Genomic DNA, 14,428 nt, shown 5'->3' on the forward strand with positions numbered 1-14,428 from the left:
CCGGGGTCTCCCCGGCGCGATGCTGTATTGCAACTGAACGCCTTAGTATACTGCGCCGCCTGACTCGAACCCGACCCCGGAATGCCCATGTCCCCGAGCCCCCTGACTGCGATCAGCCCTGTCGACGGCCGCTACGCGCGCCATACCCGCGACCTGGCGCCCTACTTCTCCGAACAGGGCCTGATGCAGGCCCGCGTGCGCGTGGAGATCGCCTGGCTCAAGGCCCTGGCCGCCGAGCCGGCTATCCCCGAGGTGCCGGCCTTGACCGACGCGGCGGGTGCCTTCCTCGACGAGATCGCCTTCGGCTTCGACGAGGTCGCAGGCGCCCGGGTGAAGGAGATCGAGGCGACCACCAACCACGACGTGAAGGCGATCGAGTACTACATCAAGGAACAGATGGCGGACCGCGCCGACCTGCAGAGCCAGATCGAGTTCGTGCACTTCGCCTGCACCTCCGAGGACATCAACAACCTCGCCTACGGCGTGATGGTCCGCGAGGCCCGCGACCAGGTGATGCTGCCGGCCCTGGACAGCGTGCTCGCCCCCCTGCGCACGCTTGCCGAACGCTTCGCCGAACAACCGATGCTCGCGCGCACCCACGGCCAGCCGGCCTCCCCCACCACCATGGGCAAGGAACTGGCCAACGTGGTCGCGCGTCTGGAGCGCCAGCGCGACGAGATCGCCGCCGTCGCCTGCCGCGGCAAGATCAACGGCGCGGTCGGCAACTTCAATGCCCACAGCGTGGCCTACCCGGAGGTCGACTGGCCGGCCCTGTCGCGGCGAATGATCGAGGGCCTGGGGCTGGAACCGAATACCCACACCACCCAGATCGAGCCGCATGACTTCCTCGCCGAGCTGTTCCATGCCTTCATGCGCGCGAACACCATCCTGCTGGATGCGGCGCGCGACATCTGGGGCTATATCTCGCTGGGCTACTTCAAGCAGAAGGTTGTGGCCGGCGAAGTCGGCTCCTCGACCATGCCGCACAAGGTCAACCCGATCGACTTCGAGAACGCCGAGGGCAACCTCGGCCTGGCCAATGCCCTGTTCGATCATCTCGCGGGCAAGCTGCCGGTGTCGCGCTTCCAGCGCGATCTGACCGACTCCACCGTGCTGCGCAACATCGGCCTGGCGTTCGCCTGGTCGCTGATCGCCTACAAGGCCTTCGATCGCGGCCTCGGGAAGCTGGAGATCGAGCCCGGCCGCCTGGCGGAAGACCTGGACCAGAACTGGGAGGTCCTGGGCGAGGCGGTCCAGACCGTGATGCGTCGCTACGGCATCGAGTCGCCCTACGAGAAGCTCAAGGAACTGACCCGCGGGCAGCGCATTACGCCCGAGGCCCTGGCGGCCTTCATCGACGGCCTCGAGATCCCGGAAGAGGCCCGCGCGCGCCTGCGCGAGCTGACGCCGGGGACCTACACCGGCATCGCCGAGAAGCTCGCGCGCGACCTCTGATCCCGCACGGCATGGCGGCCCCGGATCCGAACCAACCGCTGGTCCTGCTTGGCGGGCTCACGACCGCCGAGTTTCTGCGCGACTACTGGCAGCAACGCCCGCTGCTCGTGCGCAATGCGGTCCCGGGTTTCGAGAATCCCATCGAGCCCGACGATCTTGCCGGCCTGGCGACCGATCCGGATGCCGCCAGCCGCATCGTCCGCGGGCATGTCGACCGCCAGGACTGGGACGTGGAGTACGGCCCCTTCGACGCCGAGCACCTGGGGCAGCTGCCCGCGCGCGACTGGACCCTGCTGATCACCGACGTGGAACGCTTCTGGCCCGGCGGGTCGGACTTCCTCGCCCGTTTCGACTTCATCCCGCGCTGGCGCCGGGACGACCTGATGATCTCCTATGCCCCGCCCGGGGGCTCCGTCGGACCGCATGTGGATCAATACGACGTGTTCCTGTTCCAGGCCGCGGGACGCCGCCGCTGGCAGATCCAGGACCCACCGGGATCACTGGATTGCCACGACGACCTACCGCTCGCCATCCTGCGCGAGTTCCACCCGAGCGAGACCTGGGAGCTGGGCCCCGGCGACCTGCTCTATCTGCCGCCCGGTCTGCCGCATTACGGCCTGTCGCTGGATGCGCAGTGCATGACCTGGTCGGTCGGTTTTCGCGCCCCGACCATCCTCGACGTCCTGACCGGCTTTCTCGAGGAGCGCGCCAACGTGATCGGCGACCAGACGCGTTTCGAGGATCCGGGGCGTCACCCGGCTGCCTGCCCCGCCGAACTCCCCGCCGCGGATCGCAGGGAACTGCGCGAGGCCCTGCGCGCGCTGCTCGCCGCGGAGGACCAGGACCTGGACGCCTATCTCGGCCGGTTCCTGACCCGCCCCGCCGGGAACATCGAGCTCGCTCCGGAAGACCCCGGGATCGCAGCCCGTGCCGGGGTTGCGGAACGCTTTGTCCTCCACCCCGGTATCCGCCGCGCGTGGTTCCAGGGCCCCGACGGCCCGGTCCTGTGCGTCGGTGGCAATGACTATCCCGCACAGCACGTCGCGCCTGAGGTCCTGGAGACGTTCTGCCGCGCGGAGACGCTCAGCGTCGCCGAATGGGAGGAGGCGATCCCCGCGATCCGCCAGATCCTGGCGGACGGGCTCGAGGCGGGCTGGATCGCCCCGGAGACGCCCGCCGAGTAGCCGCCTGTACGGTGTGAGGCGTCAGGCCGCCCGGGGCAGACAAGCCCGGGCGACGCGCTCGATCAGCTCCGGGCCGGCGCCGGGTTGATGGGCCCCCTCGGTCAGGACACGCCGCCACTGCCGGGCCCCGGGCTCCCCGTGGAACAGCCCCAGAATGTGCCGGGTCAGGCGTGCCAGCGGCACGCCGTCTCGCCGCATCCCCTCGGCCAGCTCCAGGAGCCCCTCCAGCACCCCCTCGCGTGTCGGATCCTGGTCCGCACCGAAATACAGCCGGTCCACCACGGACAGGCTCCAGGGCTCGTGGTAGGCCTTGCGTCCGAACATCACGCCATCCACCTGCTGCAGATGGGCCCGGGCACCCGGTACATCGTCGAGCCCGCCGTTCAGCACGATGGTCAGCTGGGGAAACTCCGCCTTCAGGCGGTACACGCGGGCGTAGTCCAGCGGCGGGACATCGCGGTTGTCCTTGGGGCTCAACCCCTGCAGCCAGGCCTTGCGCGCGTGCACCACGAACACCCGGCAGCCGGCCGCGGCGACCTGTTCCACGAAGGCATGCAGGTCGGCCTCGGAGTCCTGGTCGTCGATGCCGATGCGGTGCTTGACGGTTACCGGGACCTCCACCGCGTCGCGCATCGCCGCCACACAGTCGGCCACCAGCCCCGGATCCGCCATCAGGCAGGCGCCGAACGCGCCGGACTGGACGCGGTCGGAGGGACAACCCACATTCAGGTTAATCTCGTCGAAGCCGCGATCGGCCGCGATGCGTGCCGCCTGCGCCAGCGTGGCCGGGTCCGACCCGCCCAGCTGCAACGCGATCGGGTGTTCCTCCGCGGCAAAGCCGAGCAGGCGGTCGCGATCGCCATGGATCACCGCGTTGGCATGCACCATCTCGGTATACAACAATGCCCGCCGGGTCAGCAGCCGATGGAACCGGCGACACCAGGTGTCCGTCCAGTCCATCATCGGTGCAACCGAGAACCGCGGGTCGGGAAAGTGGCCCGCGTCACCCATACGCGAAGCCCCCGTGCCGCGCAGGCCGCCTCGCAAAGCCATAAAGGATTGCCGTCATGTCGGAAAGCGAAGTCCCTGAAACCTTTCTTGATAGTGTCTCACACATGGTCGACCGGGCCATGGCCTACCTCGAACTCCCCGAGGGGGCGCGCGAGGCCCTGAAGTCCTGCGACTCGGTGATTCAGGTCAGCTTTCCGATCCGCTTTCGCGACCGCATCGAAGTATTCAAGGGCTGGCGCGCGGTGCACTCCGCGCATCGCCTGCCATCCAAGGGCGGTCTGCGCTTCTCCCCGACCATGGATCAGCAGCACGCCGAGGCCCTGGCGGCCCTGATGACCTACAAATGCGCCATCGTGGACATCCCCTTCGGGGGCTCCAAGGGCGGGCTTCGGATCGATCCGCAGAAATACGACGAGTGGGAGATGGAGCGCATCACCCGACGCTTCGCCCACGAACTGATCCAGCGTGACTACATCAGCCCCGCGCAAAACGTGCCGGCCCCCGATGTGGGGACCTCCCAGCGCGAGATGGCCTGGATCATGGAGACCTACCGCGAACGGCATCCGGAAGATCTCGATCACGCCGCCTCGGTGACCGGAAAGCCCGTGGAGCTGGGGGGCATCGTCGGGCGTCTCGAGGCCACCGGACGCGGTGTGCAGTACGCGCTACAGGCGTTCTTTCGCGAGGGCTCGGCCGCCCGCGAGGCCGGGTTCGAGGGTGGCCTGGGCGAACAGCGCATCATCATTCAGGGCTTCGGCAACGTCGGCTACTATGCCGCGCGCTTCCTGCAGCAGGACGATCACGCGAAGATCGTCGGCGTCATCAAGAGCGATGGCGGCGTGTACTGCGAAGACGGTATCGACGTCGAGGCGCTACACGACTACGTCCGCCGCAGCGGCACCATGGAGGGCTTTGCCGGCGTCGAGTTCGAGCGCGACGGCAACCGCATCCTGGAACGCGAATGCGACATCCTGATCCCGGCGGCGCTGGAAGGCGCGATCCATCGCGGCAACGCCGACCGCATCCAGGCCCGGCTGATCGCCGAGGCCGCCAACGGGCCCTGCACCTGGGAGGCCGACCAGGCACTGCGGGCCCGCGGGATCACGATCCTGCCGGACGTCTACGTCAATGCCGGGGGTGTCGTCGTGTCCTACTTCGAATGGGTGCGCAACCTGTCGCACATGCGCTTCGGGCGCCTGGAGCGGCGCTACGACCAGTCCCAGGGCCAGCACATCGTGACGGCCATCGAGATGATGACCAACGAGAGCATCCCGGAATGGATTCGCGACGCGGTGGTTCGCGGTGCCGAGGAGATCGATCTGGTTCGTTCCGGCCTCGAGGACACCATGCGCGAGGCGTTCCGCGAGATGCACGAGGTCCGCGAGGTGGAAAGCAACGGCGAGGTACTCGACTACCGCACCGCCGCCTATCTGATCGCCCTGCGCAAGATCATCCGCGCCCGCAGCGACCTCAAGCTCATCTGACCCACACGCTCCGCGAACGCAGAGGATCCGGGGAGTTCCCTCCCCTGCCCACGCCGCTAACCCGCCGGCCCGTACCGCGACTCCAGCGCCGCGAACAGGGCGCGCAGGCCCATCGCCTCGCCGCCCTTGGGCCGGCCCGGCCGAGCCCGATCGTTGAAGGCCATGATGTCGAAGTGCAGCCAGGTCGTGTCCTCGGGGACGAATTCCTTCAGGAACAGCCCCGCGGTGATCGCACCGGCGTAGCCACCGCTGGAGCTGTTCACGATGTCGGCCACGTCGCTGTCCAGCATGTAGCGATACGGCGTGTGCAGGGGCAACTGGCACACCGGATCGTCCCATTCCCGAGCCGGCTCGACCAGCGCCCGGGCCCAGCCTTCGTCCTCGGTGAAACAGGCGCTGATCTCGGTCCCCACGGCCACGCGCGCGGCACCGGTCAGCGTGGCGAAATCCACCAGCAGGTCGGGGTGGAACGATCCCGCCCGATCCAGCAGGTCGGCCAGCACCAGCCGCCCCTCGGCATCGGTGTTGTCGATCTCGATGCGCTTGCCGTTGCGCGCGGTCAGGACATCGCCCGGGCGGAACGCCCCGGCACCAATGGCATTCTCGACCGCGCCGATCAGCACGGTCAGGCGCACAGGCAACGCCTGCGCCATGATCAGGCGGGCCAGACCCAGCGCGATGGCCGCCCCGCCCATGTCCTTTTTCATCTGACGCATGGAATTCCCGGGCTTCAGGTTCAGCCCGCCCGAATCGAAGCACACGCCCTTGCCCACCAGCACCAGCGACGGGGCATCCGGCGGCCCCCAGGTCAGCTCGATCACCCGCGCGCCGTGGTCACTGGCCGCACCCACCGCGTGGATGCAGGGGAAGTCCTGTTCCAGCTTGTCGCTGTCACTCACGACATGCAGGCTGCAACCGAAGGCCTCAGCCAGATCCCGGGCCTGCAGGGCCAGGTTGGCCGGCATCATGTCGGCGGCGGGGGTGTTGATCAGGTCGCGGGTCAGGCCGATCGATTCGACAAAGGCCTGAACCCGGGCCGGGTCGGCGTCTTCCGGCCAGACCAGCCGTGGCGTGCGTTCCTGCGGTTCGCGGTAGCGGTCAAAGCGGTAGCGCCCCAGGCCCCAGCCGATGGCGGCGAGGTTCTGGACGTCGGCGTTGAGAAAGTCCGTCTCCAGACGATAGTCGCCGCTGCCCAGTGTCTCCGCCGCCGCGGCCAGCATCCAGATCGGCGTCTCGGCGTCGAACCCGGCCAGAACTGCCGCCAGCCCGCCGTCCGCGTCGGGAATACGCAGGATCGCGCCCGGCTCCGCCTCGAAGCCGGAGGCCTCGACCCACTTGCGCCAGCTCTCCGGCGCGGCCTCCAGGCGGACCGGGAGTGACTCGCGGCTGACCGGGATCAGCGGGACAGCGGTTTCGGACGACGCAACAAAGACAGAATCCACGCGGCTTTCCTCGAAATCGATCCAAAACGGCCATAATACGCATCTTGTCGATCCCCCGGGATCGTACCCACTCAGCCGGTGCACGGTTCCGTGTGCCGGGGCCCTACAGGATGTGACGATGACGCCAGCGCTGGAGATTCGCGGGCTCAAGAAGACCTACAAGAACGGATTCGAGGCCCTCAAGGGGATCGACCTCGAGGTGGCGCCCGGCAGCTTCTTTGCCCTGCTGGGCCCCAACGGGGCCGGCAAGTCCACCACCATCGGGATCATCACCTCGCTAATCAACAAGACCGCGGGCACGGTCAAGGTCTTCGGTCACGACCTGGACACCGACCTGCAGGCGGTCAAGCGCTCCATCGGGCTGGTCCCGCAGGAGTTCAACTTCAACAACTTCGAGCCGATCGGCGAGATCGTCGTCAACCAGGCGGGCTACTACGGCATCCCCCGGCGCGAGGCCTGGGAGCGCTGCGAGCACTACCTGAACGAGCTGGGCCTGTGGGAAAAGCGCAAGGACATGGCGCGTACGCTTTCCGGGGGCATGAAGCGCCGGCTGATGATTGCGCGCGCCCTCGTGCACGAACCGCGGCTGCTGATCCTGGACGAACCCACCGCCGGCGTCGATATCGAACTGCGCCGCTCCATGTGGGACTTCCTGACCCGTATCAACACCGACGGACGCAGCATCATCCTGACCACGCACTATCTCGAGGAGGCGGAGACGCTGTGCCGCAACATCGCGATCATCGATGACGGCGGCATCATCGAGAACACCACGATGAAGCAGCTCCTCGCCAAGCTCGAGACGGAGACCATGGTCCTGGATCTCAGCGAACCACCGCCGGGCCTCCCCGAGGATGCGCCGGTGGCCCTGCGCCAGGTCGACGAGCTCACGCTGGAGGCCGACATCCGCCGCGGCCAGCACCTGAACGATCTGTTCCGGGTCCTGGATCAGGCCGGAATCCGCGTTCAGAGCATGCGCAACAAGGCCAACCGCCTGGAGGAACTGTTCATCCGCATGACCCGCAACGGCCAGAGCCCCAGTCACCTCACGCCGGGTGCCAGCGGCGCCAGCGAGCAGCCGGAGAACCAGGCATGAGCAGCACCCACCTGCGTCACTACTGGACCGCCTTCCGCACCATCGTCACCAAGGAGGTGCTGCGCTTCGCCCGCATCTGGGTGCAGACGGTGCTGCCGCCGGTGATCACCACGGCCCTGTACTTCATCATCTTCGGTGGCCTGATCGGCGAGCGAATCGGCGAGATGGAAGGCTACCGCTACATGGACTTCATCGTGCCCGGCCTGATCATGCTGGCCGTGATCACCAACAGCTATTCCAATGTGGTTTCGTCCTTCTTCGGTTCCAAGTTCCAGCGCCATATCGAGGAGTTGCTGGTCTCGCCGATCCCCAACAGCGTGATCATCCTCGGCTTCGTCTTCGGCGGCGTGGCCCGCGGCCTGGCGGTGGGTGTGGCCGTCCTGCTGGTGTCGCTGTTCTTCAGTCCGCTCAGCGTGCACAACGCCCCGGTCATGCTGGTTATCGTTTTGATGACGTCGATCCTGTTCGCCCTTGCCGGGCTGATCAATGGTGTCTTCGCCCGTACCTTCGACGATATCGCGATCGTCCCGACCTTCGTGCTCACGCCGCTGACGTACCTGGGCGGGGTGTTCTACTCGATCAGCCTGCTGCCGGAGTTCTGGCAGGGCGTGTCGATGCTCAACCCCATCCTGTACATGGTGGACGCCTTCCGCTACGGCAGTCTCGGCCACAGCGACTTCCCCGTGGCCATGTCCTTCGCCATCATCGCGGGCTTCATCGCCGTCCTTTACTCCGTGGCACTGATCCTGCTCAATCGCGGCGTCGGAATCCGATCCTGACGCCCAGCCCCGGCGAAACCGCCGGAAAGCGGCTTCCGACGGTGTTTATTGCCCGAAAAAACGTGGTATAAAGCGGAAACTCTCCGGGGCAAGGGCCATATGGGTTACAACAGAAAGACATCGCATTTCTTTCTGGCGGGCACCGCCGGACTCGCCATCCTGGTGGGTACCAGCCTCCTGCTCGCCTCCCAGCCCGCCGAGACCTCCCAGCCGCTCCAGATCGGTGCCGGCAACCCGCTCCCCGTCGCCAAGCTGTCCCTCGCACGCCCGGACCACCCGGCCGGAGGCGCGTCGATCAGCCCGGCACCGTCGGCGTCGTTCGATGCGGGCGCGCAGACCGTCGCGTTTGCCACCGACATGCTGGACGACCCGAGCACCGGCTACCACGACGACCCCATCGACCCGGACGCGGAGGCGCCCACCTCCTACGAAACCTTCGACCTCGACGGTGAGGGCGATACCGCCGCCGAGGCGGACGCGGCCGAGGACGAATGGCACAGCCATACGCTGAAGGATGGCGAGCGCCTGACCGGACTCTGGGAACGCGAATGGGATCTCCCCCTCGCGACGCTCTACCGCCTGCTGGATGACGACGAGAACGCCTCCATCCTGAACCGTGTGCGTCCCGGCCAGGAGATCGAATGGCAGGTCGACGACGAGGGCTATCTGACCCGCATGCGCCTGTGGACCTCCCGCGCCAGCGGGCACGAGTGGATCCGCGAGTCCGAGGGCTGGGACTTCGAACGCGGCGAGGTCGAGAATGGCCGCGAGGTCAGCCATCTGATCATCAGCGCCGAGATCGACGGGAACATCGCGTCCGCGCTGAGCGAACGCGCGGATATCTCCCCGGGGGCGGCCAACGCCCTGGCCGTACTGCTCGACCGCTACCTGCCCGTGCGTACCCATGCCCGTACCGGTGACCAGTTCACCCTGCTGGTGGAACAGGAGACGCTGGTCGGCGACGACACCCCGCACAACCTCCGCCTGCTCGCCTTCGACTACGAAGGCGAACGCATCGAGATCCGCGCCGCCCGCAACGTCAACGGCCGGTTCTACACGCCCGAGGGCGAGAGCCTGCTGCCGCCATTCGACCGCCGCCCGTTTGCGGGCAATTACCGCATCAGTTCCAGTTTCAATCCCCGCCGCCGCCATCCGGTCACCGGCCGTGTGGCCCCCCACCACGGTACGGACTTCGCCATGCCGGTGGGCACGCCCATCCTCGCGCCGGCCGACGGCCGCGTGACCCGCGTGGAGAATCACCCCTACGCCGGGCGCTTCATCGTCATCGAGCACGGCCAGGGATACTCCACGCGTTACCTCCATCTGCAGCGACAGCTGGTACGCCCCGGGCAGACCGTGGAGCGCGGTGACCGTATCGCCCTGTCCGGCAACACCGGCCGCAGCACCGGGCCCCACCTGCATTACGAGATCCACGTGAACAACCGGCCGCAGAACCCGATGCGCGTGGAGCTCCCGGAGAGCGATGCCCTGGAAGGCGACGAACTCGACCGCTTCAAGTCCATCAGCCAGACCCTCCTGGCCCAGCTGGACAACGGGGTGCGCAACCAGCAGGTCGCCTTCACCTCGTTCGAAGAGCTGACCCGTTGAGGGATTGATCCGAGGGTCCCGGCGGTGCGCGCCTCGCGTTCATCGCCGGGGTCCTGATTGCGTGGTGGCCTCCTCTCCCTTGTCTCCCCTGCTCGACTGGGCGCGTCTTGACTGGCGCGACGGCATGCCCTTTGCTGTCGACTACGGCGACGGCTATTTCGGATCGAGCCAGCCACGCGCAGAGGCGCAAGAGGTCTTCCTCGAGGCCAACAGCCTGCCGGAGCGGTTCTCCGGCTGCCGCCACTTCGCGATCGGCGAAACCGGCTTCGGGACCGGGCTGAACCTGCTGCTGGCGCTGGAGCAATGGCGCCGGCACGCCCCGCCCGATGCCTTCCTCTCGCTGCTCAGCCTGGAGGCACACCCCCTTTCGCCGGAGGACCTCGCCACCCTGCACCAACACCTCGGGCTCGACGATGCCGACAGCCGCGCCCTGCGCGCGCAGTACCCGCCCCCGGTGCCGGGACTGCACCGGATCGAATTCCCCGGGGCGCGCGCCACCCTGACCCTGGGCCTGGGCGACGCCGCGCCAATGCTCGCGGGCGTGCGCGGCCGGATCGATGCCTGGTTCCTGGACGGCTTCGCGCCGCGCAGCAATCCCGCGTTGTGGAACACCGGCGTTTTTCGCCAGATCGCCCGGCTGTCCGCGCCCGGCGCCACGTTCGGCACCTACACCGCCGCGGGCCAGGTCCGTCGCGATCTGGAGGGTGTCGGATTCACGGTCCGGCGGGTCCCGGGCCACGGACGCAAGCGCGAGCGCCTGACCGGGGCTCTCCGCGCGCCGTCCGCCGAACCGGCGCCGTCGGCACCGGGGGCGCCCCGCCACGTGGCCGTCGTCGGGGCCGGACTGGCCGGGCTGGCCAGCGCGCACGCGCTGGAACGTCGCGGCATCCTCACCACTCTGTTCGACCCCGCCGGGGTCGCCGGCGGTGCGTCCGGCAACCCGGCCGCCGTGCTGCTGCCCAACCTGCACCCGCGCGATGCCGACCTGAACCGCCTGGCCCTGGCCGGGATGCGCAGGACTCGGACCCTGATCAACGAACTGGAGGCCCATACGGGGGAAGTATTGCAGCTGGCCTCCGGCGTCGCCTTCCACGGCATCAGCGCCCACGGGAAGAAACGGGTGACCCGTCTGCTCAAAGCCGGCAGCGAAGCGACCGGGCTGCTCTTTGATCCGGCGGGCCCGGGATGCACCGACGCCCCGCATCTGTACTACCCCGAGGGCCTGGCGGTGGATATGGCCGCTCTTTGTCGTGCCCTTGCCAGCAGCCTGCCGGCGCCCCGCGCAGAGGCTGTCACGCACATCCACCTGACTCCGGGCCAGGAGGCGGTCCAACTGGAGACGGAGTACGGCCGGGAGTCATTCGACGCCGTTGTGCTGGCCAATGGCGCCGGTCAGGGGGCGCCCCTGAGCCCCGAACACGGGGCGGTCTCGACGGTCACCGGCCAGATGACCCGAGTGGCGGCCACCCTGCCCGACTGGGGCGGGTTCGTCGCCACCGGACAGGGCTACTGCATCCCGTCCCCCGACCAAACAGCATGGATCGGCGCGACCTACCGGCGCACGGAAGGCCCCGGCATCCGTCAGGCCGACACCCTCCTGGCTACGGACGACGCGGCAAACCTTCGCCACCTGGCCTGGGTGCCCGGCCTGGACGATCCCGCCACCCAGGTCCTGGACCACTGGGCCGGCGAACGGGCGGTGGTCCGCGATCGCCTGCCCCTGGTCGGGCCCAGCCGAATGGACGCGCGCGGCCGCGTCCAGCTCAACCTCGCGCATGGCTCACGCGGCCTGCTGTACGCACCCCTGGCCGCCGAGTGGCTGGCCGACCATTGGCTGGGCCTGATCGAACCCCTGGAGACCACTACCGCCGCGCGACTGGATCCCGCCCGACACGCGGGTCAGGCCCCGGGAGCCTCCGACGAGGCGTAGGCCACATCGTTGCGGCCCGCCGCCTTCACCCGGTACATCGCATGATCCGCGGCCATCATCAGGTCGGCGAGCCGCTGTCCGTCACCCGGATAGAAGGCGACGCCGATGCTGCATGACAGGCTCACCTCCACCGTATCCATATGCCCGGGGTGCAGCTCAAAGGGCTCACGGAAGGCCTCTTGCAGCCGCTCGACCAGCCGCGTTGCCTCCTCCGCGTGGTGCAGCGGGGCACTCAATACGATGAACTCGTCCCCGCCTAGGCGAACCAGCAGGTCATCCGTGCGCAGGCTGCCGGCCAGACGCCTGGCGAGCAGCCGCAGCAACTCGTCGCCCACCGCGTGGCCATACTGATCGTTCACCGGCTTGAAGCGATCCAGGTCGATGAACAGCAGCGCCAGCTGACCTTCCCTGCGGTCGGCCCGGGCCGCCAGACGGGGAAACGCGCGGTCCAGCGCGGCCCGGTTCGCGGTGCCGGTCAACGGGTCCTCCCACGCGAGCGCCTGCATGCGTTCCTCCAGCTGCTTGCGCTCGGTCACGTCCAGGGCATGCCAGACCACGGCCGCGGAACCCTCGAACGGCGTGTGAATCGGTCGGACCCGCGCCTCGTACCAGCGCGTCTCGTCCGCTGCCACCCCCGGCTCGCCCGCATGGAACGCACTGGCCTGCAGACGGTACTCGAGTTCCTGCATCGCCCCCTCGCGCAGGGCCCTTTGTACGATATCGGAGAACCGATCCGCCACCTCGGGGGGTAACAACTCGGCCAGGGTATGCCCCACGGCCGTGGTGTGCGGGTCGCGGCCATGGCGCGCCTCGCCGAACACCCGCCGCACCAGCCCGGACGCATCGATCACCAGGGCATCGCCGGGCATGGCCTCGAACAGGGCGTCCTGGAGGTCCCGCGCCTCGCTCAGGGCATTGAACAGCATGCGATTCTCGTGCACGTCGACGAAGCTCAGCAGACAGGCCCGCTGCCCGTCCCAGTCGATCGGCACCCAGCGCAACAGATGAAAACGCTGATCCCCGTCCGCGGCCTTCACACGGATCTCGCGCCCCCGGGGCTCCTCCGGCACCGCGGCGCGGGTGAAATCGAGATCGGGGGGCAGACGCGGACGATCCGCCGGATGGATCACATCCAGTGTGGCCAGGGCCTGCCCGGGGTTCGGCGACACCCCGGTCATGCGCGCGAAGGCCGGGTTGGCCCACAGAACGCGTCGCCCGGCCACGACCAGCGTCGCGTCCTCCAGGCGGTTGACCAGGGCCTGGTAGCGGCTCAGGGCCTCGCGGCGCTGCCGCATCCCCTGGCCAATGCGGAAGGTATATCCGCTGACCGCCATCAGGCCGACTGCGCCCAGGACCCACCAGGCGGCGGGGCGGGCCGTGGCGGACGGGCTGGGGACCGGCTTTGCCAGCAGCCGCCACTGCCCCCCGGCAAACGTCACATCGAGCTGCAATGGCGCCGATTCCACGTCGAGCGCCTGCGGGTTGTAGAACACCTCGCCCTCAGCACCGGTCCCGTCGCGGCCGCGCAGGGCCAGCTTCAGGCGCTCCGAGCCGGGTACCAACCCGGCCTGCCGCAGCAGGGTGTCGAAATCGAGCGCGATGCTCGACAGGCTCCACGGGTTGGCGGAACCCGACACGTCCTCGTCCTCAGCTTCGGTCAGGACCGGCGCCCGCACCAGCAGCCCGCGGCCGCCCTGGGCCAGCGGCCAGGGACCGGCCACCACGGTCTCTCGGCTCTCCAGGACGCGATGGAAGGACGCGGACTGCTGGGGATGCTCGGCCAGGTTGAGCCCAATCGCGCCCTCGTTGCCGGCCCGTGGGTAAACCAGCTCGAGAATCTCGCCGCGTGCCAGCGTCAGCGACCGGATCAGCTCGGGTTGCCCCCGGTAAAGCCGTTCCGCGGCGCGGGCGAACTCCTCCTCGTTCAACTCCGGATGGACGTAGGCGTAGGCCGCCAACCCGATGGTGGCGTGCACCGACGCATTCAGCACGCTCTCCAGGCGGGAGCGCAGGCTGTTCGCCTCGGTCGCGAGCGACTGCTCATAACGCTCGGCCATCTGCTGCTTCCAGCCGTGATCGATGGCCAGAAAAAGCAGGGCGAACAGCAGCGCCGCGAACAGCGCGGCCACCATCGGGCCCCGCACATACGGTTCGGTGGTGCGGGCCCGCGACGACGAAGCGCTGTCACGGGCGGCGTTTTGGGCGTCGGAAGCTTCCGTGGTGTCCGGTGGTGGGCTCATGCCGGGTCTTTTGCGGGCGCACAGGGTTCTACTATGCGCCAACGGGGGGCAAACCGAAACGGCTCCGGAAATGCACCGCTGACGCCCCGCTCACACGGGAGACGCGGCACCCCGCCTGAAGCGGCCGGTCGCGCCCGGACATGGGCGGTTGGCCGCCGTCCCGGCGACCACTGCGCGCTCGGCACCGTGGCCAAGGGGC

At 68.4% G+C, this 14,428-nt stretch carries 10 protein-coding genes; 7 read left to right on the forward strand and 3 right to left on the reverse strand.

Annotated elements, in window-relative coordinates; translation table 11 throughout:
* Positions 1-87: 87 nt before the first annotated feature.
* Together purB and H609_RS0105935 are read left to right on the forward strand one after the other, a co-directional pair.
* On the forward strand, positions 88-1,455 hold the full coding sequence (gene purB / locus H609_RS0105930; protein ID WP_018882074.1) for an adenylosuccinate lyase: 1,368 nt from the start codon (positions 88-90) through the stop codon (positions 1,453-1,455).
* Between the two features lie 11 nt (positions 1,456-1,466).
* The gene (locus H609_RS0105935) at positions 1,467-2,639 is read left to right on the forward strand and encodes a cupin domain-containing protein (protein WP_028484533.1); all 1,173 of its coding nucleotides are present in this window, start codon (positions 1,467-1,469) and stop codon (positions 2,637-2,639) included.
* A 21-nt stretch (positions 2,640-2,660) separates the two neighbouring features.
* On the opposite strand, the gene dusA is transcribed toward H609_RS0105935, so the two are convergent.
* Positions 2,661-3,650 carry a tRNA dihydrouridine(20/20a) synthase DusA gene (gene dusA, locus H609_RS0105940; protein ID WP_028484534.1) on the reverse strand — a complete coding sequence of 330 codons (990 nt, stop codon included), beginning with the start codon at positions 3,648-3,650 and terminating at the stop codon, positions 2,661-2,663.
* Positions 3,651-3,706: 56 nt separating this feature from the next.
* Here dusA and H609_RS0105945 point away from each other — a divergent pair, with 56 nt between their 5' ends.
* Positions 3,707-5,134: a Glu/Leu/Phe/Val dehydrogenase gene (locus H609_RS0105945; RefSeq protein WP_026332042.1), complete on the forward strand. Its 1,428-nt coding sequence runs from the start codon at positions 3,707-3,709 to the stop codon at positions 5,132-5,134.
* Positions 5,135-5,190: 56 nt separating this feature from the next.
* On the opposite strand, the gene H609_RS0105950 is transcribed toward H609_RS0105945, so the two are convergent.
* The gene (locus tag H609_RS0105950) at positions 5,191-6,576 is read right to left on the reverse strand and encodes a M17 family metallopeptidase (RefSeq protein WP_028484535.1); all 1,386 of its coding nucleotides are present in this window, start codon (positions 6,574-6,576) and stop codon (positions 5,191-5,193) included.
* A 118-nt stretch (positions 6,577-6,694) separates the two neighbouring features.
* On the opposite strand from H609_RS0105950, the gene H609_RS0105955 reads away from it, so the two are divergent.
* The 4 genes from H609_RS0105955 (at position 6,695) to mnmD (ending at position 11,989) form a co-directional block, all read left to right on the forward strand.
* A complete protein-coding gene (locus H609_RS0105955) occupies positions 6,695-7,672 on the forward strand; it encodes an ABC transporter ATP-binding protein (RefSeq protein ID WP_018875500.1) in 978 nt (325 codons plus the stop codon).
* Entirely contained in the window at positions 7,669-8,451 is a 783-nt protein-coding gene (locus H609_RS0105960; protein ID WP_018866346.1) for an ABC transporter permease, read from the forward strand. The genes H609_RS0105955 and H609_RS0105960 overlap by 4 nt, the downstream gene beginning before the upstream one ends.
* Positions 8,452-8,550: 99 nt before the next feature.
* Entirely contained in the window at positions 8,551-10,059 is a 1,509-nt protein-coding gene (locus H609_RS0105965; protein ID WP_018875501.1) for a peptidoglycan DD-metalloendopeptidase family protein, read from the forward strand.
* Between the two features lie 124 nt (positions 10,060-10,183).
* Positions 10,184-11,989, forward strand: a complete 1,806-nt coding sequence (mnmD, locus tag H609_RS0105970) for a tRNA (5-methylaminomethyl-2-thiouridine)(34)-methyltransferase MnmD (RefSeq protein WP_051206751.1) — start codon at positions 10,184-10,186, stop codon at positions 11,987-11,989.
* Here the strand turns inward: mnmD and H609_RS0105975 are convergent.
* Positions 11,959-14,121 (reverse strand): diguanylate cyclase, encoded by a 2,163-nt coding sequence (locus H609_RS0105975; RefSeq protein ID WP_028484537.1) that lies wholly within the window; start codon positions 14,119-14,121, stop codon positions 11,959-11,961. The genes mnmD and H609_RS0105975 overlap by 31 nt on opposite strands.
* Positions 14,122-14,428 lie beyond the last annotated feature (307 nt).

The sequence above is a fragment of the Thioalkalivibrio sp. ALE17 genome, from assembly GCF_000425605.1.
Taxonomy (GTDB): Bacteria; Pseudomonadota; Gammaproteobacteria; order Ectothiorhodospirales; family Ectothiorhodospiraceae; genus Thioalkalivibrio.

Coding starts and splice junctions, on each gene's coding strand:
- purB (WP_018882074.1), top strand. CDS start 88: ATGTCCCCGAGCCCCCTGACTGCGATCAGCCCTGTCGACGGCCGCTAC.
- H609_RS0105935 (WP_028484533.1), top strand. CDS start 1,467: ATGGCGGCCCCGGATCCGAACCAACCGCTGGTCCTGCTTGGCGGGCTC.
- dusA (WP_028484534.1), bottom strand. CDS start 3,650: ATGGGTGACGCGGGCCACTTTCCCGACCCGCGGTTCTCGGTTGCACCG.
- H609_RS0105945 (WP_026332042.1), top strand. CDS start 3,707: ATGTCGGAAAGCGAAGTCCCTGAAACCTTTCTTGATAGTGTCTCACAC.
- H609_RS0105955 (WP_018875500.1), top strand. CDS start 6,695: ATGACGCCAGCGCTGGAGATTCGCGGGCTCAAGAAGACCTACAAGAAC.
- H609_RS0105960 (WP_018866346.1), top strand. CDS start 7,669: ATGAGCAGCACCCACCTGCGTCACTACTGGACCGCCTTCCGCACCATC.
- H609_RS0105965 (WP_018875501.1), top strand. CDS start 8,551: ATGGGTTACAACAGAAAGACATCGCATTTCTTTCTGGCGGGCACCGCC.
- mnmD (WP_051206751.1), top strand. CDS start 10,184: ATGCCCTTTGCTGTCGACTACGGCGACGGCTATTTCGGATCGAGCCAG.
- H609_RS0105975 (WP_028484537.1), bottom strand. CDS start 14,121: ATGGTGGCCGCGCTGTTCGCGGCGCTGCTGTTCGCCCTGCTTTTTCTG.